At 71.3% G+C, this 23,358-nt stretch carries 18 protein-coding genes; 11 read left to right on the top strand and 7 right to left on the bottom strand.

The window, feature by feature from the left end; all coding sequences use genetic code 11:
- Positions 1–5: 5 nt before the first annotated feature.
- The 5 genes from PCC79_RS08185 to PCC79_RS08205 all read left to right on the top strand — a co-directional run bounded on the left by PCC79_RS08185 (position 6) and on the right by PCC79_RS08205 (position 10,326).
- A complete protein-coding gene (locus PCC79_RS08185; RefSeq protein ID WP_342373527.1) occupies positions 6–5,381 on the top strand; it encodes an SDR family NAD(P)-dependent oxidoreductase in 5,376 nt (1,791 codons plus the stop codon).
- On the top strand, positions 5,374–7,002 hold the full coding sequence (locus PCC79_RS08190; protein ID WP_342373528.1) for a cyclic peptide export ABC transporter: 1,629 nt from the start codon (positions 5,374–5,376) through the stop codon (positions 7,000–7,002). The genes PCC79_RS08185 and PCC79_RS08190 overlap by 8 nt, the downstream gene beginning before the upstream one ends.
- Positions 6,986–7,747, top strand: coding sequence for a thioesterase II family protein (locus PCC79_RS08195; RefSeq protein WP_342373529.1), 762 nt, complete (start codon positions 6,986–6,988; stop codon positions 7,745–7,747). The genes PCC79_RS08190 and PCC79_RS08195 overlap by 17 nt, the downstream gene beginning before the upstream one ends.
- On the top strand, positions 7,747–8,364 hold the full coding sequence (locus PCC79_RS08200) for a 4'-phosphopantetheinyl transferase family protein (protein WP_342373530.1): 618 nt from the start codon (positions 7,747–7,749) through the stop codon (positions 8,362–8,364). Before PCC79_RS08195 ends, PCC79_RS08200 begins: the two co-directional genes overlap by 1 nt.
- Before the next feature lie 153 nt (positions 8,365–8,517).
- Positions 8,518–10,326 carry an AfsR/SARP family transcriptional regulator gene (locus PCC79_RS08205; protein ID WP_342373531.1) on the top strand — a complete coding sequence of 603 codons (1,809 nt, stop codon included), beginning with the start codon at positions 8,518–8,520 and terminating at the stop codon, positions 10,324–10,326.
- A gap of 99 nt (positions 10,327–10,425) precedes the next feature.
- Here the strand turns inward: PCC79_RS08205 and PCC79_RS08210 are convergent, their stop codons facing one another.
- The 3 genes from PCC79_RS08210 to PCC79_RS08220 form a co-directional block, all read right to left on the bottom strand.
- Entirely contained in the window at positions 10,426–11,082 is a 657-nt protein-coding gene (locus PCC79_RS08210; RefSeq protein WP_342373532.1) for a YceI family protein, read from the bottom strand.
- A 262-nt stretch (positions 11,083–11,344) separates the two neighbouring features.
- Entirely contained in the window at positions 11,345–11,650 is a 306-nt protein-coding gene (locus PCC79_RS08215; RefSeq protein ID WP_342373533.1) for a hypothetical protein, read from the bottom strand.
- Between the two features lie 15 nt (positions 11,651–11,665).
- Positions 11,666–12,235: an NAD(P)H-dependent oxidoreductase gene (locus PCC79_RS08220; RefSeq protein WP_342373534.1), complete on the bottom strand. Its 570-nt coding sequence runs from the start codon at positions 12,233–12,235 to the stop codon at positions 11,666–11,668.
- Positions 12,236–12,445: 210 nt separating this feature from the next.
- Between PCC79_RS08220 and PCC79_RS08225 the strand changes: the two genes are divergently transcribed.
- Complete coding sequence (locus tag PCC79_RS08225) at positions 12,446–12,907, top strand: MarR family winged helix-turn-helix transcriptional regulator (protein WP_342373535.1); 462 nt, start codon at positions 12,446–12,448, stop codon at positions 12,905–12,907.
- Positions 12,908–13,088: 181 nt separating this feature from the next.
- Here the strand turns inward: PCC79_RS08225 and PCC79_RS08230 are convergent, their stop codons facing one another.
- On the bottom strand, positions 13,089–14,612 hold the full coding sequence (locus PCC79_RS08230; protein WP_342373536.1) for a carboxyl transferase domain-containing protein: 1,524 nt from the start codon (positions 14,610–14,612) through the stop codon (positions 13,089–13,091).
- Positions 14,613–14,639: 27 nt separating this feature from the next.
- On the opposite strand from PCC79_RS08230, the gene PCC79_RS08235 reads away from it, so the two are divergent.
- From PCC79_RS08235 to PCC79_RS08255, 5 genes are read left to right on the top strand one after another with little or no spacing between them, the layout of a single operon-like run.
- The gene (locus PCC79_RS08235; RefSeq protein ID WP_342373537.1) at positions 14,640–17,048 is read left to right on the top strand and encodes a hypothetical protein; all 2,409 of its coding nucleotides are present in this window, start codon (positions 14,640–14,642) and stop codon (positions 17,046–17,048) included.
- Positions 17,049–17,050: 2 nt separating this feature from the next.
- Positions 17,051–17,782: a hypothetical protein gene (locus PCC79_RS08240; RefSeq protein WP_342373538.1), complete on the top strand. Its 732-nt coding sequence runs from the start codon at positions 17,051–17,053 to the stop codon at positions 17,780–17,782.
- A gap of 45 nt (positions 17,783–17,827) precedes the next feature.
- Complete coding sequence (locus PCC79_RS08245) at positions 17,828–18,247, top strand: hypothetical protein (protein ID WP_342373539.1); 420 nt, start codon at positions 17,828–17,830, stop codon at positions 18,245–18,247.
- Positions 18,234–18,914: a hypothetical protein gene (locus tag PCC79_RS08250; protein WP_342373540.1), complete on the top strand. Its 681-nt coding sequence runs from the start codon at positions 18,234–18,236 to the stop codon at positions 18,912–18,914. The genes PCC79_RS08245 and PCC79_RS08250 overlap by 14 nt, the downstream gene beginning before the upstream one ends.
- Positions 18,915–18,942: 28 nt before the next feature.
- Entirely contained in the window at positions 18,943–19,128 is a 186-nt protein-coding gene (locus tag PCC79_RS08255) for a hypothetical protein (protein ID WP_342373541.1), read from the top strand.
- On the opposite strand, the gene PCC79_RS08260 is transcribed toward PCC79_RS08255, so the two are convergent.
- From PCC79_RS08260 to PCC79_RS08270, 3 genes are read right to left on the bottom strand one after another with little or no spacing between them, the layout of a single operon-like run.
- Positions 19,125–20,273, bottom strand: a complete 1,149-nt coding sequence (locus PCC79_RS08260; RefSeq protein ID WP_342373542.1) for an AAA family ATPase — start codon at positions 20,271–20,273, stop codon at positions 19,125–19,127. The two genes, PCC79_RS08255 and PCC79_RS08260, sit on opposite strands and share 4 nt — an antisense overlap.
- 3 nt (positions 20,274–20,276) lie before the next feature.
- Positions 20,277–22,334, bottom strand: a complete 2,058-nt coding sequence (locus PCC79_RS08265; RefSeq protein ID WP_342373543.1) for a Mu transposase C-terminal domain-containing protein — start codon at positions 22,332–22,334, stop codon at positions 20,277–20,279.
- Positions 22,331–23,113, bottom strand: coding sequence for a TnsA-like heteromeric transposase endonuclease subunit (locus PCC79_RS08270; RefSeq protein ID WP_342373544.1), 783 nt, complete (start codon positions 23,111–23,113; stop codon positions 22,331–22,333). The genes PCC79_RS08265 and PCC79_RS08270 overlap by 4 nt, the downstream gene beginning before the upstream one ends.
- Positions 23,114–23,358 lie beyond the last annotated feature (245 nt).

Here is a 23,358-nt window from a genome sequence, read left to right on the forward strand (position 1 = left end):
CCATCATGAGCAGCGAGATCAACCCCAACGCCATCGCGGTGATCGGCATGGCCGGTCGGTTCCCCGGGGCGGACAGCGTCCCAGCGCTGTGGCGGCGACTGCTGGCCGTCGAGGAGGGGATCCGGCGGCTGGGCGATGAACCGGTCCCGCAGGGGCCAGGGGCCGAGGGCCACATCGTTCCGGCGAAGGGCGTCCTGGAGGACGCCGACCGCTTCGACGCGGCGTTCTTCGGGTTCTCGGCGCGCGAGGCCGACGTCCTTGACCCCCAGCACCGCGTGTTCCTGCAGGAGGCGTGGCACGCCCTGGAGGATGCGGGCATCGACCCGGCCGCCGGCGGGGGTCGGATCGGTTGCTTCGCCGGCGCGAGCATGAACTCCTACCTGCTCACCAACCTCACGACTCGACCCGACGTGGTCGACCTGGTCGGGCCCTACCAGGTGCTGCTCTCCAGCGACAAGGACTTCCTCGCCACCCGCACCTCGCACCGGTTGGGCCTGACGGGCCCCAGTCTCACCGTGCAGACGGCGTGCTCCACCTCCCTGACCGCGGTGCACCTGGCGACGCAGAGCCTTCTGGCGGGCGAGTGCGACATCGCGCTCGCCGGCGGCGTCTCGATCTCCAGCCCGCTGGAGGAGGGCTACCGCTTCGTACCGGGTGGCATCCTGTCCGCCGACGGCCACTGTCGCCCTTTCGACGCGGCGGCAGGCGGCACGGTCCCCGGCAACGGGGTGGGTGTCGTGGTCCTCAAGCGTCTCGCCGACGCGCTCGACGACGGGGATCGCGTGGACGCCGTGGTGCTGGGAACGGCGGTGAACAACGACGGGAACGACAAGGTCGGTTACACGGCACCCAGCGTCAACGGGCAGGCCGAGGTGATCGCCGAAGCGATCGCTGTCGCCCAGGTGGACCCGGCCAGCATCGGGTACGTCGAGACGCACGGCACCGGGACCGCGCTGGGGGACCCCATCGAGGTCACCGCGCTCAACCAGGCGCTGGGTGGCGGACGCGATGCGTCGTCGGCCACCTGCGCGTTGGGAGCGCTGAAGTCCAACATCGGCCACCTGGACGCCGCCGCGGGCATCGCGTCCTTCATCAAGGCCGTCCTGGTGGTGCGTGAGGGGCGGGTGCCCGGCATCGCCCACTTCACCGAGCCCCACCCCGCTCTCGAACTCGAGCGCACACCGTTTACCGTGAGCGGCGAAACCCGCCCGTGGGTGGGTCCCCGGGGTCCGCGGCGCGCCGGCGTCAGCGCCTTCGGCATCGGCGGCACCAACGTCCACGTCGTGCTCGAGGAGCCGCCCGCCGCGCCGACCGTCGCGGCCCCGGAAGCCCCCAGCCTCCTGCTGCTGAGCGGCGACGCCCCGGACGCCGTCACGCGGTACGGCGAGCGGCTGGCCGGCGCCCTGACGGGGGAGGCGCCCCTGGAGCGGGTCTCGGCCACGCTGGCCGGCCGCCGCGCACGGCCGCACCGCGCGGCCGTGGTCGCCACCGATGCCGACTCGGCGGTGCGCCGGCTGGCGTCCGTGCCGCCGGCACCGGCGAAGGCCCGTACGGACGCCGGCGCCGTGTTCCTGTTCCCCGGGCAGGGGGCCCAGTACCCGGGGATGGGGCGAGATCTGCATCGCACCGACCGCGTCTTCGCCGAGACGGTCGACCGGTGCGCCGACCTCCTCACCGGGGTCCTCGGCCTCGACCTGCGCGACCTGCTCCTGGCCGGCCGTTCGGACGAGGAGGCGGCGGCGATGCTGGCCCAGACCCGCATCACCCAGCCCGCGTTGTTCACCGTCGAGTACGCGCTCGCCAAGGCGTGGCTGGCCCGTGGCGTCCGACCGATCGGCATGATCGGCCACAGCGTCGGCGAGCTGGTCGCAGCGACGCTGTCAGGCGTGTTCGACCCCGATGCCGCCGTGGCGCTCGTCGCCGAGCGCGGCCGGCTGGTGCAGGCGATGCCGACTGGCTCCATGCTGGCGGTCCGTGCGGCCGCCGCCGTCGTCGGCCAGGAGCTTCCCCCCGCGCTGTGCGTGGCGGCCATCAACGCGCCCGACCTGTGCGTGGTGTCCGGGCCCGCCGACGAGATCGACGCCTACGCCCGGCGGGCGGAGCGGCGCGGTTGGACGACATCGGCGCTGCGCACCTCGCACGCCTTCCACTCCGCCAGCATGGACGCCGCGGCCGCGGCGTTCGCCCGGCGCGTCGCGCAGGAGGCGCTCGCCGCCCCCGAACTGCCCTACTGCTCCAACCTCACCGGCGACTGGGCCACACCCGAGCAGGCGATGGACCCCGAGTACTGGGGACGGCATCTGCGGGGCACCGTCCGCTTCGAGGACTGCCTCACGCGGGTGCTCGCCGATGAGCGCGCCGTCCTGGTCGAACTCGGGCCGGGCGACACGCTGCGTTCGTTCGCGTCCGGGCACGCCGCGCTGGGGGCCGGCCGCGTGCTGTGCGGCACCCTGCCGCACCCGAAGAATCCGGTCCGCGACGACGTGACGTTCCTCGAGGGCGTCGGCCGAGCCTGGGCGGCGGGCGTCCCCGTCGAGGTCGCCGCCCCGGTCGGCCCGCCGCTCAGCCTGCCCGGCTACCCGTTCGAGGCCGGGCGGCACTGGATCGAGCCGGGTGCAGCGACCCCGTCCCACGAGGAGCCCGCGGCCGAGCGTCCGGTCGAGGATCGCGTCGCGGCGCCGACGTGGCAGCGAGTCGTGCTGGGCGGCGCGGCGGCGCCCGCCACGTTCGACGTCGAGGGCGACTCGCCCCTTGCCCGGCGGCTGCGCGGTGCGCTCCCGACCGACACCGACGCTGCGGCCCCGAGCACCGTGGTCATGATCGCATCCCGCGGAGAGGGGCCCCAGGACGCCGCGTCGGCCGTGGAGGCGCTGGTCACGTGCGTCAGGCAGTTGGCCGGACGTGCCGCCGAGACGTCCCCGATCCGGATCGAGCTGATCACCGCCGGCGCGCACGACGTCGTGGGTGACGAAGTGATCGACCCGGTCGCGACGGCGCTGGCCTGCGCCGCGGCCGTCGTCGGTCAGGAGTTCGACCACCTGACCTGCCGCGCGCTCGACCTGGCCGACGACGATCCGGCGTCCGGGACGCTGGCCGCGCTCGCCGGGGTGCTCGCGCATCCACAGGTCCCCGGCCCGCTGGCGATCCGCGGAACGCATGCGTGGCGCCAGGACTTCGAGACCGTGCCGGCGGGCCCGGCGCGGCCGCTGGTGCGTCCCGACGGCGCCTACCTCGTCACCGGTGGCTTCGGCGGAGTCGGGCTGTCGGCCGCCCGGGAGCTCGTGGACGCCGGCGCCCCGGTCGTCGGGCTGCTGGGACGCCGGGTCCCGCCCGCGGGTAGCGCGTGGTCCGAACTCCGCGGCGACCCGCACTGGGGAAGGACGGCGGAGGAACTGGTGTTGCTGTCCGAACGGGCGACCATCGTGCCGCTGGCCGCCGACGTGACGGACGCCGAGGCGGTGCGGCGCGCCGTGGAGGTGCTGTCGGCCCATGCCCCGCTGCGCGGCGTCATCCACGCCGCCGGCGTGCCCTCCGCGGGTGTGATGCTCACCAGGACGGACGAGGCTGCCGCCTCGGTGCTCGCCCCCAAGACGCTCGGCACGCACGCGGTGGCCGACGCCGTCGGCACCGACCTCGACTTCTTCTGGGTCACCTCGTCGGTGACGGCGCTGGTCGGGGGCCCGGGTCAGGCGGATTACGCCGCGGCGAACGGCTATCAGCTGGGGTGGGCCGCCGCCGCGCGACGCGCGGGGCTGCCGGCGACGGCCATCGCCTGGGACACCTGGCGCGGGCTCGGCATGGCGCGTGGGCTGGCGTCCGCGCTGACCGGCGGTGAACCGGTCGCGCATCCGCTGCTGCAGAGCCGAACCACCGACGGTGACGGCGCCTCGATCTTCGAGGCCGAACTGACCACCGATGACCACTGGATGCTGGCCGAGCACCGGCTGCAGGGTCACGGCCTGATGCCGGGAACGGCGTACCTCGAGATGGTTCGGGCGGCACTGCACCTCGACCGGCCCGGCGAGCCCTTCGAACTGGGCGACGTGCTGTTCCTGCAGCCCGTCATCGTGCCGGACGGCTGCAGCGTCACCCTGCAACTCAGGCTGGTCGAGGACGCCGGCGGTGGCACCTTCGTGGTGCGCAGCCGCCACGAAGGCCGGTGGGCCGAGCACGCCACCGGGCGGTTCTCGCCGGCCCCCACGCCTGTGGACGCCCTCAGGCGTCCGGCGGGCTGGTCGGCGGAGTGGCCCGAGGAACTGGTCGACCAGGACGAGATCGCCCGCCGGCTCCGACTGGACGCCGTCGAGGCGGGCACGTTGCTGACGTTCGCGTTCGGGGAGCGCTGGCGCTGCCTGGAACGGATCCGCCTCGACGGCGACTGGCTCGAGATCGACCTTGCGTTGCCGGAGCCGTACGCCACCGAGACGGGCACCTTCGCGCTGCATCCGGCGCTGCTCGACGTGGCCGGTGCCGCGGCGCGCGTGCGGGCCACCGATGTCTACTACCTGCCGCTGACCTACCGGTCGCTGCGCTACCTGGCGCCGCTCACCGGAGCGCTGCGCTGCCGCGTGCGGATCGCCGAGGGAGAGGATCGCGGGGAGACCATGAGCTGTGACATGGACATCCTGTCCAGCCAGAATGAGCTTCTGGTGCAGTTCCGCGGCTTCTCGATCAAGCGCATCAACGACGTGACCGCCCTGGTGGGACAGGTCGACGGTCTGGTCGCCGCGGCGCGTTCCCGGGACGACGGCCTGCGCTCGGATGCGGGCGCCTCCCCGCTCGGGCGGCTCGCCCACGGCATGCCGGCAGCTGAGGCGTCCAGCGTGCTGCGGCGACTCCTCCACGAGGGGCGGCTCCCCGACGTGGTGGCCGCGACCAGCCTGGAGGTCGGCACGCTGCGCGACCTGGGCCGGTCGATCACCCCGGCGGCGGTCCGCGCCCAGGTGGAGTCGCTCGCGACGGAGCCCTCCGGCGAGCGTCATCCGCGGCCCGACCTCGACACCGGGTTCGTGGCGCCGCGCGACGAGGAGGAGCGCGTGATCGCCGAGATCTGGCAGGCCGCTCTGGGGGTCGAACCCGTGGGGGTGCATGACGACTTCTTCGCCCTCGGCGGCCACTCGCTGGCCGCGGTGCAGATCGGTGCCCGGATGCGGGCGGAACTGACGGTGGACCTGGACCTGAAGGACTTCTTCGAGGACCCGACGGTCGCGGGCGTCGCGGACGCGGTCCGGGAACGCCGTGACAGCCCGGTCGCCGGCGCGGCCGCGTTCAGCGTCCAGCGCTGGGCCGAGTCCGCCGACGATGTCGAGGACCTGACCGACGACGAGGTCGAGGCCCAGCTGAGGGCCCTTCTCGAGGAGGGTGCGCGGGCCGATGGTTGAGTTGCTGAGGTTCCTGGCGCGCTCGGCCCCCCGGAACTTCGCCTTCGCCACAGTGTTCGGCGTCCTCGGGGGCGCCCTGGGGGCGGGGCTGATCGTCGTGGTGAACGAGGGGCTGCGCTCCAACGGCGTCATCCCGGCTTCCCTGCCGTGGTTGTTCGCGGTGGTCGTGGTCGCGAGCGTGACCACCCGGACCGTGGCGCAGGCGATCGTCCATCGGGTCAGCCACCGCTCGATCGTGCGGCTCCGGCGCGACCTGATCGACGCCATGCTGGGGGCCCGGCTGCGGCGCGTCGAGGAGGTCGGCCAGGCGTCCGTCTATTCGGCGCTCGCCGACGATGTGGTGCTGGTCGCCAACGCGCTGCCGGGCATCCCTCTCGTGATCGCCGGGGCCGCGTTCGTCACGGTGACGCTGGTCTACCTCCTGGTCGTCTCGCCCCTGGTCGGACTCGCCACGGCGATCGCGATCGCGCTGGGCGTGGCGCTGTATCTGGCCTGGTCGGTGCGCGGCACCCGGCACCTCACGGCCGCCCGTATCGAGCAGGACGCGCTGTTCACGGCGTTCAAGGAGGTCACCGAGGGGGTCAAGGAGTTGAAGCTGAACGCCGAGCGGCGCCGGCTGATCGCGGGCCGCATGCTCGACCGCACCGCCGAGGTGCACCGCCGCGAGAGCGTGACGGGGCTCACCTTGTTCCTCGGGGCCGGCGCGAGCGGCCAGCTCGTCTTCTACGCGCTGTTGGGCGTCCTCATGTTCGGGCCGCTGGGGCTGCCGTGGGAGGTCGTCTCCGGCACGGTGCTCGTGCTGCTGTTCGCCGTGTCGAGCCTGGACGCGGTGCTGACCTGGGTGCCGACGCTGGCCAAGGGGGCCGTCGCCCTGGAGGGCATGCGGGGGCGCGCCGCGGCTCTGAGCGAGGGCGTCGACGAGGGCGCGGCGCCGGTCACGGGCGCGTTCGCGGCCTGGGATCGCATCTCCTACGAGGGCATCCACCACACCTACCCGGGGCCACGCAACGAGCGCTTCGTGCTCGGCCCGCTCGACTTCACCCTCGAGCGGGGAGAGGTGGTCCTGATCAGCGGGCCCAACGGCAGTGGCAAGACCACGCTCGCCAAGCTGGTGACGGGCCTCTACCTACCCGAGGAGGGTCGCATCGCGGTGGACGGGACGCCGGTCGACGAGGTGCACCTGGCCGAGTTCCGGTCGCTGTTCTCGGCCATCTACGCCGATTTCCAGGTGTTCGAGACGCTCGTGGGGCTGCCCGGAGCCGGGGACGCCGACCGCGTCCAGCACTACCTCGAACGTCTCCAGCTCGCCGACCGGGTCCGGTTGCGGCCGGACGGCACGTGGTCGACGACCAAGCTGTCGACGGGGCAGCGCAAGCGGCTGGCGCTCGTCTGCGTCCTCCTGGAGGACCGCGACATCTGCCTGTTCGACGAGTGGGCCGCCGACCAGGACCCGGTCTTCAAGGAGGTGTTCTACCGCGAACTGCTTCCCGAACTGAAACAACGCGGCAAGACCGTGGTGGCCATCACCCACGATGACCGCTACTTCGGAGCGGGAGATCGGCTCCTGCGCATCGAGAACGGAAGGATCGAAGGAGCGCGTACCTATGAACCGAGCTGCTGACTGGATCCTGGACGACCGGGCTCCCGGGGCTCAGTGCGAGCTGTTGTGCCTCCCGCATGCGGGCGGCAGTTCGCTGAGCTACCGGGAGTGGCAGGGCTGGGCGCCGGACTGGATGACCGTCCGGGCGGTCGAGCTACCGGGGCGCGGACGCCGGTTCGGCGAGCCACCGTTGCGCCGCATGCACCTCGTGGCGGGCCGGGTCGCCGCCGCGATCGCGGCCCAGGTCGACCGCCCCTTCGCGCTGTTCGGGCACAGCATGGGAGCACTGATCGCCTTCGAGACGGCGCGGGTGCTCGCGGACCGCGGCGGCCCCCTCCCGTGCCGGCTCTTCCTGTCGGCCATGGCGGCTCCCGTTCGGAACGCCGGCCGGGGCGAGGCCCTGCATGCGGCGTCCGACGGGGTGCTGATCGAGCGGCTGCGCTCCTACGACGGGACGCCGCCGGAGGTGCTCGCCAATCCGGACCTGCTGGGACTCGTCCTGCCGATCATCCGCGCGGACTTCGAGATGCTCGAGACGTACCGGATCGGCGCCGGCGAGCCGCTCGACGTGCCGGTGACGGTGCTGGGCGGGCGCGAGGACGCGCTGGTCGGGCCGGCGGACCTGCTGCGGTGGCGGGAGTACGCGCCGCTGGCGGGGGTTCGAACCTTCGACGGCGGGCACTTCTATCTGACCGAGCACGGGCCCGGCGTCGTGGACCACATCGCCGCCGAACTGGCGGGCTCGCTCGTCGGGACTCCCGCGTGATGCTCGACGACCTCCTCCCGGCGGGGTTCCACGCGTCGCAGACGCGCGGCGACGTGGCCGGGGTGGTGCTGTTCGACGAGGAACGGGCCGCGGTGGAGGGCGCGGTCGCCGGGCGGCGCGCCGAGTTCGCGACCGGCCGTCACTGCGCGCGGCAGGCGCTGCGCCGCCTGGGGGCGTCCCCCGTGCCGCTCCCGGTGGGGGAGGACCGGGCGCCCGTGTGGCCCGACCGAGTGCTGGGCAGCCTCACGCACTGCACGGGGTTCCGCGCCGCGGCCGTCGGCTGGGCCGGCGGGGAGGTGCTCGGGATCGGCATCGACGCCGAACCGGACCGTCCGCTGCCTGCCGAGGTGATCGAGCACGTGTTGCGGACCGATGAGCGGCTCGGGACCGGCGCCCATGACCGGCTGGTGTTCAGTGCCAAGGAGGCGGTGTTCAAGGCCTGGTGGCCGCTGGAGAGGCGCTGGCTGGACTTTCACGAGGCGCGCGTCACGGTGGAGCAGGGCGGTGTGTTCGCGGTGGACGTGCTGGCCGACCGGACGGTCGCGTGTCGCTACGAGGGCCGCTGGGGGGCCGCAGGCGGCGTTCTGTTCACGTTGGTGACGGCGGTGAGAGCCTGAGCGAGAGCACGACGAAGCCCTGCGACCAGCTTCGATACATAGTGTACTGAATTTTCGCGGCTTCCCAGCGCGGGCGATTCTTCGCTGTTAGCGTGGCAGACACCACCCACCGGACCCGCAGCGAGACATCAGCCCAAGAGACGCGGAGGAAGCATGCGCGTTGCTCTACTCGGACCCATCTCCATCACCAACTCCGCCGGCCTCCCCGTCGAGATCCGCGGAGCGAAGGTCCTAAGCGTTCTCACGGCGCTGCTCTTCCAGCAGCGCGTCTCCGACGAGGCGATGACCGCCTACCTCTGGGGCGAGCGGCCGCCCGCGACGGCGAAGGCGCAGGTGTACACGTACGTGTCGCGGCTGCGCGCCGTGCTCGGCGAGGCCCCCGCCATCGATCGGCAGGGCGACAGCTACCACCTGGATCGGTCGGATGCCTGGTTCGACGCCGCCGAGTTCACCGCGCTCGCCCGGCAGGGCCATCGCGAGCTCGCCGCAGGCGAGCTCGACCGGGCCGAGCAGACACTGACGGGCGCGCTGGGCCTGTGGCGTGGGTGCATCCTGACGGAGGTCACCCCCGAACTGCGGGACATCCTGCTGCCCTCGCTCGACCACACCCGCCTGTCCGTCGCAGAGGACCTGGGGGCGGCCATCCTGGGGCTGGGGAAGCACCAGTCGTACCTGCCCTCGCTGGAGCGGCTGGTGCGGGAGAATCCCACCCACGAACCGCTGAGCGCCCAGCTGATGCTCGCGCTGCACCGCTCGGGACGCCGGGCCGAGGCGCTGGACGCCTTCCACCGGCTGGAGGCCGGCCTGCGCGACGAACTCGGCCTGGATCCCTCCCGCGAGGTCATGGATCTCCATGTGACACTGCTCCGGGGCGAGGAGCCGGGGTGGCGGCCCGCGCGGCCGTCCCCGGTGTCGCACGACGCGTCCGTTCCCGGACCTCCTCCGGCGCCGGCCGCCGCGACGGTCGTCCTCGACCCGCCCCCGGTGGTGGCGTCGCCGCTGCCGCCGCCGGTGGCCGGGGCGGAGCTGGACGGGCCGGACCTTCGGGCACTCGCGGCCCGGGTCGATCACCTCCGCTCCGCCCATCCACGGCAGGTCCCGACCGTGTCGGTCACCGGGATGCCGGGGCTCGGCAAGTCGACGCTCGCGGTGGCCGTGGCCCGAGCCTGGCCGCTGGACGGCCCGCGCGTGCTGGCCTCGCTCGCCGACGAGGAACACAGGCCGATCCCGCCGCATCGCGTCATGACCGACATCCTGTCGGTGCTGCGCCAGCCGACCGACGTCTGCGGCAGCATCGAGCGGTGCTATCAGGAGGCGCTCGCCGATCGTCCGGTGGTCCTCGTCCTGGAGGATGCGGTGGACGCCGAGCAGGTGGATCCGCTGCTGGCCATCAACCCCCGCTCCCTGGTGGTCGTGACCGGCCACCGGATGGTGACGCCGCCGGAGAGCTCGGTGCGGATCCACCGAAAGCCACTGAACCGGCAGCAGAGCAAGGCCTTCCTGCTCCGCCTGCTGGGGCCGAAGTACCGCGACATGATCGACGGGCCGGCCTTCGCCCGCATCATCGGTGTCTGCGCCGGCATCCCGGCACTGCTGCGCGCGGTGGCGACGCGGATCCCCGATCCGTCCATGTCGCCGGGCCGCCTGTGGGCGCATCTCGTCGACGATCAGCTCCGTGGCCTCGAGTTCGACAAGGTCGGCGGGCTGCCGGTGCAGTTGGCCCGGGAGCAGGTGGCGACGCTGACCCCTCTGGAACGCACCCTGCTGGGCGTGGCGCTGCAGCTGCCGTGCCCGTTCTCGGTCCGCGCGCTGAAGGACGTGCTCGGCTGGCGCGCAGGGTCGACCCGGGTCGCGCTGGAGGGGCTCGAGGAGCTCGGCCTGGTCGGGCGCGCACACTGCGCCGACGGCGGGCCGGGCTGGTCGGTCAGCTGGCTGCTTCGCGCCGTCCAGCCGCTGGCCTGAGGCATCCTTTCCGATCCCGACGCCCGATCGGCCCCGCGCGGGCCCGACCGGGCACGGCGAAGGGCCGGCACCCGCCCGGTGCCGGCCCTTCGCCGTGGATCAGCGCTTCCAGGAGGTCACGAACTCCAAGGTGACCTGCTTCTCGATGGAGAACATGCCGCCCTCGGACGGCGGCGTGACACCCCACTGGGTGACGTCGATGGAGGTCGTGCCGAGCAGGGCGAGCTCGTCTGCGGCCGTCGCCTTGGGGGTCACGGTCCATGTGACGGGGTGGGACTGACCGTTGAACGCCAGGGTGCCGGTCACCTCCAGGGGCTTGCTGTCCTCCAGGCTTCCGATGCCCTCGGCGGTGAACGTCGCGTTCGGTACCCGCTCGGCGTCCACGACCGTGCTGGTCGCGGGATGAGGCTTGCCGTTGACGATGAAAGCGGTGAGCGGCACGGTCACGGTCGCCTTGGTGAGGGCGCCTCCCTCGGCAGTGGCGGTGCCCGTCACCTGGTCGGTGCGTCCGACGACTTCGTGGCTGACGCCGAACGCTTCCTCCTTCGCACGGTAGCCCACCTCGCCACCCGTCGTCTGCCACTGCCCGTCGACGGAGGACAGGGTCGCCGCCGGGGTGTCGGGGAGCGAGAAGGGGGCGGGTCCGTTGTCGCTGGTGAACGACACCGCGGTCCAGCCGCCCGCCAGGGCGATGGCTCCGACGACGATGCCGGTGATGATGAGGCCGATGCGCCCCTTCCTGGGCTTCACGTTCATGTCTTCGTTCCTTCGGGGTGTGGGGGTTTGTTGGCCACGGGGTCGACGGCTGCGTCATCGCTTCCCGTCCTGCCTCGAGCCTGACACGAACGCGGGGTCATTCCCGGCCGTCATAGGGCAATCAGGGATACCTCAGGGAGAGCCCCCGGCGGGGACGGCAGTCCGTGCTAGATGGGTGATAGACCCAGCATCGACCGGCGAGAGATCGAGGCGTCGCCGCCCGCACCGGGCGGCGGTGCTGCCGCTCCGAGGCCGTCCGCGCTCACGACCGGGCCCTGATGGCGAGGCCGGTCCGCACCGGGCCGACGGCGACCAGCTCGGGAGGTTCGGTGGCGTGGGGCACGACGTGGGCGGCGGCGAGCGGGGCGACGGTGCGGCGTCCGGCCTCGGCGGCCTCGCGCGACTCCCACAGGTTGACCAGCAGCCGGCGGCCGCCGTCCTCCTCGATCTCGAGGGCGCCGATGAAGCCGGGGCGGCTCTCGTGCACCCGGCGGAAGTGGTCGAGGTCGCGGGCGTCGTTCTCGGACAGGTCGGGCGGCAGGGTGATGCGGCGGACGATGGCGTACATGCGGCTCTCCCTCGGCTAGGCGGCGACCAGGTCGTCGCGCGTGGGGCTCGGGCGGTGGGCGGCGGCCAGGAGGGCGTCCAGCACGGGCCGTAGGCCGGCGCGCACCGCGGCGTCGTAGCCGTCGGCGTCCAGGTGGAGATGAGCCTCCGCGACGCCGAACGTCGCCTCGACCGGTGCCGCGTGGGCGATGGCCAGGCCCCGGATCAGCGCCTCCCGGGCCGCGGCCGTCGCGCCGGGGGTGGGGGTGGCGCCGATCACCGCGGCGGGCATGCCGGCGATGGGGGCGTCGCGGCGCGGCCGGGACGCGTGGTCGAGCGCGTTCTTGATGAGGCTCGGCGGGCCGCCGTTGTACTCCGGCGTGACGAACAGGATCGCGTCGCTGCGTCGCACCGCGTCACGGAAGCGGTCGAGCGTGGCGTCCTGGCCGGGCTCGTCCAGGTCCTCGCGGAGGTGAGGGAGCAGGGCCAGGGCGTCGAAGGTCTCGGCGCGCCAGCCCGGGGCGAGGAGCGCCTCGGCCGCGCGGGCCAGGGCGTGGTTGAAGCCGTCGGGACGTTGCGATCCGACCAGTATCAGCAGGGTGTTCATGGTGCGCCTCCTTGATGGTCAAGCGGCTAGACGACTTCAGTCTGAGCTGGTGTTACCCGGAAGTCAAGGGGCTAGACTAAATTCGTCCGGGCTGGGGGAGGGGAGCCGATGATGAAGGGGTCCGCGAGGCGTGGAGGGCGTGCGAACGGCCGTGGCCAGAGGGGCGACGGGGCCGACGGCCGGCGCGCGCCGGCGCCTGCCGCTCCACCTGTGGTCGCCGGTTCGGAGCTCGGCCCGCTGCCGGGCCCGCCGCTGCCCGCGCTGCTGGACGCCGCCCTGACGCGGTTCGTCGACCGCTTCCAGGCGCTCATCGAACAGACGCCGCACGCGGAGCTGCGCCTGGCCCACTCGTCCAACGTGCTGCGTTGGCTGCAGGGCGGGCCGCAGCGTCCGGCGGACCTGGTGGGGCTCAGCGGCGTGAGCAAGCAGGCGATCAGCCAGCAGGTGGCCCGGATGATCGAGTTGGGCTACGTCGAGGCCGCCGCCCACCCCACTGACGGCCGCGCTCACCTCGTCCAGCTGACGCCGCGCGGCGAGGACGCCCAGCGCGTCGTCCACGAGTTGTTCGAGCGGATCGAGGCCGAGTGGCGCGCCCAGCTGCCCGGCCCCGCCTGGGACGCCTTCCGCACGGGCCTGGTCGAGGTCTCCGGCACAACCGCCCCGACGACATGAGTCCTGGACGCCGTAACCCGAAGTCCTCGGCGCAGACACGCGCCGAGGACTTCGGCTTAGCCCGCCGAGGACTTCGAGTCTCACCGCCGAGGACTTCGAGTTACCCCGCCGAGGACTTCGGCCGGACGCCTCCAGGACTCGGCTCGGCGTCCAGGATCTGGCCCCGCCGGCCGGGGAACGCTCAGCGGAGGTAGCGCTCGGTGCGGCGGGGGAGGCGCTCCTGCCAGGGGGTCGCCGACGCCGCGGCCATCTGGACGCCGAGGCCGTGGGCGATCGTCGCGGCGAACCGGTCGCGGTCGGCGACCTCGGGGATGATCGCGTCCACGATGCCGTCGCGGGCCAGGTCGCGTGCCGAGATGCGCTGCCGGCGGGCCAGGTCGGCGGCGAAGGAGGTGTCGCCGTGGTGGGTGATCGCGCTGGCGCCCTCGGGCGGCAGCGGCGCGAGCCACGCGTGCTCGGTGGCCAGGACGCGGTCCGCGGGCAGCAGCGCCAGCGCCCCGCCGCCGGTGCCCTCGCCCAGCAGCAGCGACACGATAGGGGAGCGCAGCGCCAGCAGGTCGGCCAGGCAGCGCGCGATCTCGCCGCCCAGCCCGCCCTCCTCGGCGGCCGCCGACAGGATCGCGCCCGGGGTGTCGATGACCGTCACCAGGGGTAGGTCCAACTCGCCGGCCAGCCGGAACCCGCGCCGCGCCGCGCGGAGCTCATCTGGCCCCAGCGGGGTGTGTTCGCGCTGGGAGTCGCGCTCCTGGCCGACGATCACGCACGACGTGCCGGCGAGCCGGGCCAGCCCCACCACGATGCCGGAGTGGCGGGCGTCCAGCACCGTCCCCATCAGCGGCACGAATCCCTCGGCGGTGTGCCGGAGCAGGTACTCCAGCCCGATACGTCCGGGCTGACGGGTGCGCAGCACCGAGTCCCAGGTCGGGTCGCCCGAGGCGGCCTCGGGTTCGGGGTGCGCACCGGCCGTGGCAAGGGTGGACGCCGGCGGCGGCGTCGAGGTGCCCGGGGAAACCGCGACCGGACGCTGCGGCACGTCGAGGATGTTCAGCACCCGCGCGAGGTGTCCCGGCAGCGCCGCGAGCCCGACCACGTCGTCGACCAGGCCGCGGCGCGCGAGATTCTCCGCCTGCTGGACGCCGCGCGGGAATGGGACGCCGTGCAGCGCCTCGAACACCTTCGGCCCGAGGAATCCCAGCAGCGCTCCCGGCTCGGCGAGCGTGACCTGGCCCAGCGACGCCCAGGACGCGAACACGCCGCCGGTGGTGGGGTGGCGGGCGTAGACGAGGTAGGGGTGGCCCGCGTTCTTGTGGTCGACGACCGCCGCCGTGATCCGCACCATCTGCACGAACGCCAGGGTGCCCTCCTGCATGCGGGTGCCCCCGGACGCCGGCGCCGCGAGCAGAGGGAGTCCCTCCGCGGTGGCGCGGCGGACCGCCGCCTCGACGCGATTGGCGGCGTCCACGCCGATGGAGCCGCCCAGGAAGCCGAATTCGCTCACGATCACCGCGACCGCGTGGCCGCCGATGCGGCCGGTGCCGGAGATGACCGCTTCGTCCTCGCCGGTGGCGTTGCGTGCCGCGGACAGCGCCGCGCGGTAGTCCTGGCTGATGCCGTCGCGAAGCGGGATGGGGGCGTCCCACCCTTGGAAGCTGCCGTGGTCGAGCACGGCCGCCAGGAACGCGCGTGCGCTGAGTCGTCCCGCCATGGTGGGCCCCTCGCCGGTCGTGCCGCGGTGCGAGCCGCAGCGGGAGGCGCGTGGCCCCGGATCGACGACTACCTGGAGAACGCCGAGGCGCGCACGGTGGGCGACTCCCACGCCGAGCCCATGCCGCGGCACGGCATCCTGGCCACCATCTTGGGCATCATCGACCGCGACGGCTCGGTGTGCGTCCTCCCGGCCACCTGGTCGCGGATGGGCGAGGAGGCCGACATCAACCTGTCCTTGGCGGCCAAGCAGCTGGAGGCCGACCAAGTCCTCGTCCGCTCCACGAGCGCCGCCAAAAAGGGCCGCGGCACCACCTTCCAGTCCCTCCTGCAGCTCGGCCGGGGCGCTACAAGCCGCAAGCTGATCCGCTGCTACCGGCTCTTCATCCCCGACGAACTGCTCGAAGACCCCACCGACGACACCCCCGAAGGGCCTGTAACAGGCCCCCAGCAGGCCCTGCAACAGGAACCCCCCCAAACTGCAACAGGTACCAATGAGCCGGTGACTACGCCTGTAACAGGTGTAACAGGTGTAACAGGTGATCTCACGCATGGCGCGCGTAAGGAGACCAACCAAGCCATGTCCGCGACCCGACTCTTCGACCGCGGCGGCCACGAGGGCTGGGCAGCCCTGGCCCCGAGCCAGCCCTGCGTGCTGTGCGGCCAACCCGCTGCGCTGACGGTGGACGGGCTGTCGATCCACTCGGCCTGCTGGCAAGGATCCACCCGCGCCGAACGAGCCGAACGCCAGGTCAGCGCCACCACCGAGACGTGGGTCACGCTGCCCGAGCACCAGCCCTGCGTGGTGTGCGGCGAGCCGGCCGGTCGCGCCCTGGCGGACCTCCCGCTGCACATGGGCGAGTGCGCCGGCAAGGTCGGCGACCGTGCGCAGCCGGTCACCCTGCCCAGCGCAAAGCCATCCCCCAGCACGCCGCCGGCACCCCACGGCGAACGCTTCGTCAGCGACAGCGTGGTACTCGACGTCGACGCCGCATGGCTGACCAACGGCACCCGCATCGAGCTCCCCGACCAGGTCAGCCACGCCGGTGACCTGGTCGAGTGGGCCACCACCAACCGCATCGGCTGGGGCGGAAACCGCAACCACCGCCCCGAAGCTGGCCGCATCTGGCTGGCGCCCGCCGTGTGCGACCGGCTGGGACTCCCCGCTGTCGCGATCGAGTCGATCGACGAGGCCGAGGCCACACTGCGCGCCATGCGGCAGCTGCCGTTCTTCACCGCGGCAACTGCGGCCGGCTGGCACGTCACCGGCGCCGACGAGAAGCCGTGGATCAAGCTGTACCGCGGCAACCAGAGCGCGGTCATCACCGGCATGACGTGGGGCAATGGGCGCTACGACTCCCTGCTGATGGGCGATCCCGACGCCGGCGAACTGGCCCAGCGACTGGGCTTGTGGTGCCGGACGGTCAAGTTCCCCTACTCGGTCACCCCCAGCCAGACGGGCCTGCAGTCGATCGCCTACGCCACCAGCGATGGCATGCCCCCTGTCGCCATCCCCGACATCCAGCTCAACGACGCCGGCGCGAACCCCCAGTGGTTCGACCAGGACGCCGTCGAAGCATTCCTCGCCGAACACGGCACCGGCTTCGCGCACGTGTTCGACCGGCGGCGCTCCTACCTCGCCTCGGCCGGCAACGCCGTCTTGGGCAGCGGTGACCCGACCCACCACCCGCAGGGCACCGACTTCGACCGCAAGGTCGCCGGCCTCTACCGACTCGGCCCCCTCCCCGCACAACCCCTGCCCTGGTTGCGCGGCTTCGACGCTCTCAACCCGGCAGGAAACCCCGCCGGCGTCTCCGGGTGGACTTGCAACGCACGACTGGCGTGGCTGCTCGAGAACGGCATCCACGTCGACATCCTCGAGGCCTACACCTGGCCAGCTGCCGCTAGCCGCCCCCAGCTCAAGCAGTGGCAAGCAACCATGCGCGAAGCCGGCGACGCGCTCGACCGCCTCGCCCACGAGGGCGACCCCCACGCCCAAGCACTGGTGGCTACTCGTGCCTTCAAAGGCATGTACGCCGGCGGGATCGGCGCCCTCGCCCAGACCAACGGCAGGGACCCGCTGCAGCCCGCCCAGCGGTACTACCCGCACTGGCGCGCCGAGATCGTCGGCTACCACACCACCAACACGCTGCGAGCCGTCCAACGGCTCCACGACAAGAACCCCGCCCACCCCATCCCCGTCGCGATCGGCGACACCGACGCCGTGGTGTACCTGGGCGCCTCCACCGACCCCGCCGACGTGTGGCCCGGCACCGACACCGACTCCCTCACCAGCCAGTCGCTGGGCAAGTTCAAGCCCAAGGGCTACATCGCAGTCGACCGCTGGCTCGACGCACTGGCCGCCAACCAGAACGCACCCCGCCCGGTGTCTGTGATGCGCCTCATCACCGATCACGGCACCACGTGGACTGACTAGCCATGGCCGACACGCCCTCGATCAGCGACCGGATCAACGCGCTGTTCAAGACCACCGAGGACGGCTCCGCGAGCATCCACGGGGCGTCCCGCGGCCTGGGTGTCTCCCGCGACACCGTGCGCCGCATGCTGGCCGGCCAGCACAGCCCCAAGGGCCTCCAGGCGCTCCAGGCCGCCGAGCGCACCGAGAGCCGACGCCCCGCCTGGGTGGGCGGCCACGACAGCGGAACCTCGATCGGAGCCCTGTTCGCCCACGACCAGCGGCCCACCGACCTCCCCGGCTCCCGCGACATCCGCGGCCAGCTGGAGTTCATCGCCGCCCGCAACGCCAAGGGCGGCATCGACCGCGAAGCCACCGGCCGAGCACTCGGGGTGTCGGGACGGACCATCGGCCGCTGGCTGACCGGCCAATCACGACCCAAGCAGGCGCACCAAGAAGAGATCAGACGCGAGGTGCGCGCCACCAGCCTCGCCGGCAACGATGCCGCCATGGACCGTGCATACACGACCACGTCGTTGAAGATCCGCTTCAACTCCCGGATCAGCAACGACGTCCGCAATCGCGTGGTCAGCCGACGATTCGACCCTCAGGCAATGCGTGAGGCCCAGCTGGCATGGATCAACTCCGGCGACGAAGGCCTCAGCGAGTTCCTCGCCCGCGACCTCGAGCTCAACTACTTCGGCCCAAGCGCACCCGACGCCGAGGTGACCGACATCCTCGACACCTCCAGCTGACCGGCGACCCAGGGATTGTCTGTCAGGGATGCCACGATGGATCTCATGACTGACCAGACCCCCCTGGCGGCCGGCTTCCACGCCTCCGTCCGCGTCCAGCTGTTCTACGCACCCGATCCGCGTTTCAAGGTCGACGCCGAACTCGAGGCTGCTCTCATCGCCGAACGTGTCGCCTTCGCCCTCCCCCCGGCCAAGGGAGACCGCTTCATCCCCGGCCAACTCAGCCAGGCACTCTTGGGCGCCCAGCTGACCCCTGTCGTCGAGTACGTCGAACACGCGCCGGCGCTGCCCTTCCACAACGACTATGCCGAGGGCGGCTACGCGGTCGTCGTCATCAACTGCACCTCCCCGCGCGTGCCCTCCGACGAGCTGCTCGCGGAGCTGCGCGAGGAAGGTTGGACGGTTCGTGACTTCCGCGACTTGGCCGGCCACCGCAGGGAGGAGGCCGACGATGGGATGGTTTGATCGACTCCGCGGCCGCGCAACCGACCCCCTGGACATCCGTCGTCGCGGCGACAGCGCTGCCGAGCACCTGCGTGCTGGCGCCCCCTACACCCACAGCCACGACCAACCATTGCCGTTCGGCGGATACCACGGGACGGCCACGGTGGCACTTGATCGGGTGTACGCGTCGATCCGTGACCACTCCACCGTCCATGTGATCACCCCCACCGAGCATTACGGCCGCAACATGGTGAATCAGGTCGAACAGGTCGCCGAGCTCGTGAAGCGGTCCGACCACCGCTTGGCCGGGCTGGTCCTGTTCTGGCCCAGGGATGACCACCAGCGCGAAGAGTTCCTGGTTCCGCTGTTCAAGATCTCCAACACCGACATCACCATCGGCCAAGGCCGGCTCACGGTCATGACCGATCACGGCACAGCCATCGACCACACGCGCACCAGCCCCCTGATGACCCGCTACACAGACCCGGACTTCGGGCACTGCGCACCCCAAGAGTTGGCGAAAGCACTCCAGATCCCGATCACCGAGCTGGCCCTCCTGCTGCCCGAGATCCACCAGCGGGCCGGCGCAACCCCAGGCTGGTGGGAAGCGTGCGCGGCCGCCGATGAACGCTCCGACGCCGCCTATGAGGACTTCATGTCAGTGCTGCGGGAATGGGACGCCGGCTGACGGTCACAGCGCTGCACCTTGTCTCGGTGTGAACACGTCACCTGCCCCCCAACCCATCCGAGTCCTGGAGACCATCGAAGACCACGGCGTCGGCGTCTGCATCACCTGCGGCGACGCCCTGGAGCGCGGCCAGAGCGTCGTCCACAGCGCCGCCGGCATCGAGCACGCAGACCACGTCGACGAGCCTCTGCAGCCGGCTCTGCCGGCCTGCTAGCGGCGCTTCCACCGCCGGACCGTGCTGACGGAGACCCCGAGCTTCGCGGCAATCTGCTGATCCGACGCCGTCACGTCCTTGGCGTGCACCACCCGGGTCCGCAACCCCTGCGGGACCTCGATCTCCAAGATCCCCGTCGACGTGAACTGCAGACCGATTGGGGGGATGCCGGGCCACTCCACCGTCAGGTGCGCAGGGTGATCCACCGACTCCACCGGGATCGGGTCACGATCGATCAGTCCCTGGTGACGCAGTGCCAGCTCGCCAGTCAGCCGCTTCCACGCCGCGGTGTCCCGCCCCGTCGTCGTCGGCCGCTCGTAGCGCTCACGGTAGCTCTCGCTGTCGACGTACCTCGAGCCGCGGGCCTCGCCCTGCTTCCACGGGCCACCCGGCTGCCCGGTCCCCAGCATCGCCGACCACTCAGTCGCCGGCTTCACCTCAAACCGGATGGTCTGATCGGGCTGCTGCTCCCACCCGACGATGTGGTAGATCGACACGACCTGGGCACCAAAGCACCCCACGAGCACGTCACCATGCTGTCGTGCGCGTAGATCCGTGATCCGGAACCAGTCGCCGGCAGTGATCCTTGCCAACGGCCGCAGATCACGCATCAGGACCTCGTTGGGCTCCTTCCTTCCGCTCTGGGCCAATCCGGTCTGGCTCTGGGTCATGCGATTGGTCACCGCGAGGTCATACTGAGGGAGGTTGAAGAACGCTGCCAAGGACTGCATGAGGCTCTTGGGAGTGGTCGCGGGCTCGACACCGACGTAGACGATGGGCACGAACTCCACATCGTCCTGGCGTCCCTGCTGCCTGCGCCAACGTCGGTCGTAGGAACGCCCCAGGGCTTGGACCGCTGTGCTCTTTCCCATGCCTGAGCGGCCAGAGACGGAGAGCATGTGCTTGGCGACGGAGGTGTCCTCCATCTGGTCGGCCAGCAGGTCCGCGAGCATGACCTCCAGTCGGTGCAAGTCAGGGGTCTTCAGCACCCGGTCCTGAGCGATCACGCGCAGGCGCAGGTCGTTGTAGTCCTCACGCTCCTCCACGCTCATCCGCATCAGGTCGCGAGGGCTCACCACCTCACAGGTGAGTCGCTCACGTTGGCGGAACTTCTCCCAGCGCGCCAGTGTGTTCGGGACGGCCATGGATCACTCCTCGTCAAAGTGGCCCATGAGGTGGGCCGTGCTGGGGGCGGGCTTGCTCGGTCGGGGAGGCGAGGGTGACTGCACGGGCTCGCCCGCATCCACCATGGGGGCATCGGGATCAGGGTCGGCTGGCGGGACCAGGGGAGTGGCTTGCCGCCTCTTGGCTCGCTTCTCCGCAGCGGTGAGCGGCTCGGTCATGATCCGATTGGCCTCCCGCAGGATGGACTGACCGGAGACGGGCTCGCCTCTGCCCCGGATGATTCGCCGCGCCAGCGCCAGCGTCTCGCGCGAGAACGGCATGACTGCCTGCTTGGCCATGGTCCAGTCGGCCTGGATGTACTCGCGCTTCTCATGGTCATAGAGCCAGATGCAGTTCATCCGGTAGGGGTCCGCGTGCACCTGCCAGAGGTCCGGGTGCGGCTCTCCTCGACCCGAGGGGCGGCGACGGTAGGGATGCAGTGCTGGGGAGTCAAAGCGCATCTGGTCCATGGTGATTCCGTCCGCGTTCACGGCACGGAACTCGCGGGGGAGAAGCCCGATGAACTGCTCTCGGGCCAGCGGCATCGGCACCGAGGGAGTGACCCCGGAGAGGATGGAGTACATCTCACCAGGGGTGAGGGTCCGCTTGGGAAGGGCAGGATGGCGCAGTCTGTCGTGGGGACGGTGCATCCACTCCTGCGCGATCCACAGGTCGAGCAGGACGGAGACCTGGGCCGCGTTGAAGACGGCCTCCCCATCGGGGTCATGTCCACGCAGGAGGACGTTGGACCCCTTGTAGCCACCGAGGAACTGGGTGAACAGCGTGTTCAGCGAGCGGAACCACCGCTCGATGTGGGGCTTGTCCGTGGGGCTTCGAGGCGCGGCCATGGTCACCGAGATGCCCAGCATCTCGCAGCCGTTGAGGAAGGTGGAGGAGGCGTAAGCCTTGCCTCTGTCGATGGTGATGGACTCGGGGACGATAGTGGGCCTGGACGCCATGATTCTGAGCACCTCGTCCTGGTCGGGGATCACCCCGGCGCGGATCGTGTCCCGTGCATAGTCGACCGTGCCGAGCCATCCCGGCTGCTCGGGAACCGGGGTGAGCATCCTCGCCAGCAGGATGGCAGCATCAGCGGCTTTCGTGGAGGGCCGCAGCACTGCGGCCAGAGGCACGCGGGTCGCCACGTCGATGGCGACGGTCAGTTCCATGCTGGAGGCAACCACGTTGCCCTTCTTGTCGTACTCGACCGTGGAGACCGTGCCGTCATCGAGGAGCAGGCGCACGTCCAGGGGAGTGGAGTCGATCTCCACGAGTTCCCCGGGACGCTGAGGCGTCTGGCCTCCGAACGTCCGGTCCGGGCGGTTGGCCGTGGAGCGGCGGGTGGTTGCGTTGCCAAAGGTGTGGCGTCCTCGTTCGAGGCGCTTCAGCAGCCGGTACATGGTGGCCTCGTGGGGCACCGTGATGTTCTGCTCCTCGGCCTTCCAGCGAACCTCTTGGATCAGCCGGGAGCGCGTGCCGGTGGACTTCAACTCCTGACCCGTCATGGCTTCCTCCAGCAGAGCCACGATCTGCTCGGACTGGAACCCTGTGCCAGCCTGCTGGCGCAGGACCCGACCGTCGACCAGGCCCTTGATCCCGTCCTTGCGATAGGCGGCGATGTGGCGCTTCAACGAACGCACCGAGATCGGGGTCCCTGCCTCTCGCAGGCGGGCGCTCTTGACCTCCAGCCGTTCACCCAGCGTCGTCGTGGCGAGGTCGTAGGCCGGGTCCGGCTCGAAGTCCTGGGGCAGCGCGCCCGGGGGTCTGCCGGTGAGCACCTCGAAGACAGCCCGGTGGAGGAACTCGGTGCGGGCACGGTCCTCGGGGTCGAGGTCCTCCAGTATCGAGGCGTCGCTGAGATTGGGCAGGGTTGTGGGCTTGGGCTGGGGAATGGCAGGAGTTACGTCCTGGAGCAGGTCGACCCCGGCCACGGTGCGGAACTGGGCGTCCGCGAGGTTGCGCAGCACCACCATCGCGTCCTCGTCCACCGAGACGACCTGCCAGCCTTGCCCGTCGTACTCGATCAGGTCCAAGGGCCTCACGAAGCGCATGAGACCTCCGCGAGGGTGATGTGGGAGTCCATGGACAAGGGTTGGCCCAGATCGACGCTCAGCGTGCCGAAGAACATCAGGTGGAGGATCGCCGCGTGCACGCGGTCCTTGTCCTCACCGCTGGACTTGACCGCCCGGCGTAGGCCGGGGGCCAGTTCGGTGCCAGGGGAGAAGGAGTTGAGGATGATCCGGCGCAGCGCGTCGTCAGGGGCGAAGCGGTCGAGACGGTAGCCGTGAAGCCAGCGCAGGTTGGCCATGTTCACGGGCGGTAGTCCGGTCCACACCTCGTACTGCCATCCCTGCCCCTCGCACACCTCGCGAGTCAATGCGAACTGCTTCTCTGCGGCTTCAACGCGGTCGGGGTGGCGCACGTCCACGACCCGGGCACTCCCGTCGCGCAGGCGGAGGAAGAAGTCTGGGTAGTGGAACTTGCCACCTGCTTGGCCCCGTGGCCAGATGAGCAGGAAGGGCTGCGCCGCGACGGCGAGTACGGCAGGGTCGGCGTCCACGCTAATGAGGTAGTCGTGCTCCAGGTGGCTCTCGAAGACGACGTGCCCACCTGTGGTGGCGCTGAAGTAGCGGCCCTCGTAGTTCCGCTTTCCCTTCCAAGCAAAGAAGGACCGGACCGGCGTGGCCGTCTCCACGACAAGATGGTCCAGCCCGTCGCTGACGAAGCGAGAGACACGCTGGCCTCCGATCACGGCCTCGAACAGCGTCTCGGTCGCAGAGAGGTTCGCGGGGACCTGCTGCGCTGACGCGGTTCGCGACATTGACGGTCCCTCCTGAGCGATGCCACGCGGTGCCAGGTATGTGCGAGGCGGTGCGACTTACTATAGCAGGTGCCAAGTGAGTGCGAATAGTGCCAGGTCGGGGACGAGGGGACACAGACTGATCGACACCCCCGTGGCAGTCCTGGTGGAATCTGACATAATGTGCATTATCGGACAACCGCCGGTGGGCGTCGGCGGCCGCGGGCACGGCCACCGAAGCCCACCGTGGACGTCTTGGCGGTCGG

This window comes from Propioniciclava soli (assembly GCF_038502305.1).
Classification (GTDB): Bacteria; Actinomycetota; Actinomycetes; order Propionibacteriales; family Propionibacteriaceae; genus Propioniciclava; species Propioniciclava soli.

Excerpts from the sequence above, each read along its gene's own strand:
- PCC79_RS08195 (WP_342373529.1), top strand. The coding sequence starts at position 6,986 with ATGAACCGAGCTGCTGACTGGATCCTGGACGACCGGGCTCCCGGGGCT.
- PCC79_RS08205 (WP_342373531.1), top strand. The coding sequence starts at position 8,518 with ATGCGCGTTGCTCTACTCGGACCCATCTCCATCACCAACTCCGCCGGC.
- PCC79_RS08215 (WP_342373533.1), bottom strand. The coding sequence starts at position 11,650 with ATGTACGCCATCGTCCGCCGCATCACCCTGCCGCCCGACCTGTCCGAG.
- PCC79_RS08240 (WP_342373538.1), top strand. The coding sequence starts at position 17,051 with ATGGCCGACACGCCCTCGATCAGCGACCGGATCAACGCGCTGTTCAAG.
- PCC79_RS08230 (WP_342373536.1), bottom strand. The coding sequence starts at position 14,612 with ATGGCGGGACGACTCAGCGCACGCGCGTTCCTGGCGGCCGTGCTCGAC.
- PCC79_RS08270 (WP_342373544.1), bottom strand. The coding sequence starts at position 23,113 with ATGTCGCGAACCGCGTCAGCGCAGCAGGTCCCCGCGAACCTCTCTGCG.
- PCC79_RS08220 (WP_342373534.1), bottom strand. The coding sequence starts at position 12,235 with ATGAACACCCTGCTGATACTGGTCGGATCGCAACGTCCCGACGGCTTC.
- PCC79_RS08210 (WP_342373532.1), bottom strand. The coding sequence starts at position 11,082 with ATGAACGTGAAGCCCAGGAAGGGGCGCATCGGCCTCATCATCACCGGC.
- PCC79_RS08190 (WP_342373528.1), top strand. The coding sequence starts at position 5,374 with ATGGTTGAGTTGCTGAGGTTCCTGGCGCGCTCGGCCCCCCGGAACTTC.
- PCC79_RS08200 (WP_342373530.1), top strand. The coding sequence starts at position 7,747 with ATGCTCGACGACCTCCTCCCGGCGGGGTTCCACGCGTCGCAGACGCGC.
- PCC79_RS08245 (WP_342373539.1), top strand. The coding sequence starts at position 17,828 with ATGACTGACCAGACCCCCCTGGCGGCCGGCTTCCACGCCTCCGTCCGC.
- PCC79_RS08185 (WP_342373527.1), top strand. The coding sequence starts at position 6 with ATGAGCAGCGAGATCAACCCCAACGCCATCGCGGTGATCGGCATGGCC.
- PCC79_RS08260 (WP_342373542.1), bottom strand. The coding sequence starts at position 20,273 with ATGGCCGTCCCGAACACACTGGCGCGCTGGGAGAAGTTCCGCCAACGT.
- PCC79_RS08250 (WP_342373540.1), top strand. The coding sequence starts at position 18,234 with ATGGGATGGTTTGATCGACTCCGCGGCCGCGCAACCGACCCCCTGGAC.